The sequence below is a fragment of the Streptomyces capoamus genome, assembly GCF_014654935.1.
Classification (GTDB): domain Bacteria; phylum Actinomycetota; class Actinomycetes; order Streptomycetales; family Streptomycetaceae; genus Streptomyces; species Streptomyces capoamus.
In genome coordinates this window covers 107,987-110,075 of sequence record NZ_BNBF01000001.1, presented here as the reverse complement: position 1 = coordinate 110,075, position 2,089 = coordinate 107,987, and the positions used below count along the sequence as shown (strand labels likewise).

2 protein-coding genes are annotated in these 2,089 nt (G+C 71.9%); both read left to right on the top strand.

Going from position 1 to position 2,089, the window contains the following annotated elements; translation table 11 throughout:
- Positions 1-876 (top strand): FAD-dependent oxidoreductase (locus IE312_RS38330; RefSeq protein WP_229898807.1); only part of this gene is annotated, 876 nt, incomplete at its 5' end.
- A 36-nt stretch (positions 877-912) separates the two neighbouring features.
- Positions 913-2,089, top strand: a 1,177-nt coding sequence (locus tag IE312_RS00510) for a cytochrome P450 (RefSeq protein WP_229898805.1), incomplete at its 3' end; no start/stop codon positions are given.

Genomic DNA, 2,089 nt, shown 5'->3' with positions numbered 1-2,089 from the left:
CGGGAGATGGGTCTGCCGGTCACCGTGGCGGAACGGGCGGGGGCGCCGCTGGTGGGCGCGCTCGGCGGGGTCGTCGGCGCGGTCGCGGCCGACCTGCAGCTCGAGAACGGCGTGGACCTGCGCACCCATGTCACGGTCACCGCCCTGGAGGGCGACTCGGCCGGCCGGGTGCGGGCGGTCCACCTGTCGGACGAGAGCGTGGTCGAGACGGACGTGGTCGTGGTCTCGCTGGGGTCGGTGCGCAACACCGAGTGGCTGACCGGGTCGGGGCTGGGCTCCGGGCCCCGGGGCATCGCGTGTGACGCGGGCTGCCGGGCGTTCGACTTCCGGGGCATCGTCACCGACGACGTCTTCGTGGCCGGTGACGTCGCGCGCTCCCCGCACGCGCTCTTCGGCTACCAGTTCCTCTCGCTGGAGCACTGGGGCAACGCCGTCGCCCAGGCGGAGACCGCCGCGCACAACATGATCTGCCGGGGCGCCGACCGGCGCCCGCACCTGTGGATGCCGGCCTTCTGGTCCTCGATGTTCGGGGTGAACATCAAGTCGGTCGGGGTGCCGCCCATGGGCGAGGAACTGATGATCACGCAGGGCTCCCTGGCCGAACGCCGGTTCGCCGGCGTCTACGGGTACAAGGGAAGGATCGTGGCCGCCGTGACCTTCGACAACACGCGGTGGCTGGAGTTCTACCAGGCGCAGATCGAGCGGGGAGCGCCGTTTCCGGTGGAGTTCCCGACGATGGACCGGCGTCCGGAGAACCGGCAGCCGGTGCCGGCCGGCTTCCCCGACCCGTCCCTGCCGACGCACGGCCCCATGGTGACCCTGAGCGGTTACTCGCCGGCCGACCAGCAGCTGGTCTTCCACCCCGCCCGCCACTGACCGCCGCCCACGGCCCGCACGCTCCAAGGAACCGCCATGCCGCACGCCTCGATGTTGCGCCAGATCACCGACTTCGCCAACCGCGCCGACCCCTATCCGGTGTACGCGGAACTCCGCCGGACACCGGTGCTCCACGAAGAGGAGGGTGGCCCGTACATCATCAGCTCGTACTACGACATCAAGGCGCTCCTCCACGATCCGCGGATCAGCTCCGACGCCGCCAACCTGGCCGCCGCCGGGGACGACGAGCTGGGCCAGACGGAGGAGACGGGAGGGCTGCCGCCGTCGTTCCTGCGCCTCGACCCGCCCGAACACGACCGGCTGCGGCGCATCGCGAACAGCGCCTTCGGACCGCCGCACCGGCCGCGGCGCATCGACGGCCTGCGCGCCGAGATGCGGGAGGTCGTCACCGGACTGATCGACGGTTTCGGGGACGCGCGGCAGGTCGACCTGGTCGACCAGTTCGCCTACCCCTTCCCGGTCACGATGATCTGCCGGCTGCTCGGGGTGCCCCGGGAGGACGAGCCGCGGTTCCGTGCCTGGGTCGATCCGCTGGTCGCGAGCCTCGACCCCGAGGTGCGGCAGGGCGCGGACGACGCGTTCCGGGAGAAGGCGCAGGAAGCCCGGATGCAGCTCGGCATGTACCTGGCCGGACTGGTCGAGCAGCGCACCAAGGAACCGCGCGACGACCTGTTGTCCGACCTCGTCGACAGCCGGGGCCCGGAGGGCTCCATGACGATGATGGAGGTGCTCAGCACCGCGGTGCTGCTGCTGATCGCCGGCCACGAGACGACCGTCAACCTGATCACCAACGGCATGCTCACGCTGCTGCGCCACCCGGACGTCCTCCAGCGGCTGCGGGCGGACCCGGCCCTGTCGGTCAACATCGTGGAGGAGCTGCTGCGGTACGAACCGCCGGTGCAGCTGGTGCCGCAGCGCACGTGCATCGCCGACATCGAGGTGCGCGGGGTCACGATCCCCAAGGGCTCGCGGATCTGGCTGGTGCTCGCCGCGGGCAACCGGGACCCGGAGCGGTTCGAGGACCCCGAGCGGTTCGACCCGGACCGCGGGGACATCCAGCACCTCGGGTTCGGCAGCGGTATCCACAGCTGCTTCGGCGCGCCGCTGGCCCGGCTGGAGACCCAGCTGGCCCTGTCCGAGCTGGCCCGGCGGCTGGAGGGTCCCCGCCTGGTCGAGGACCCGCCGCCGTACC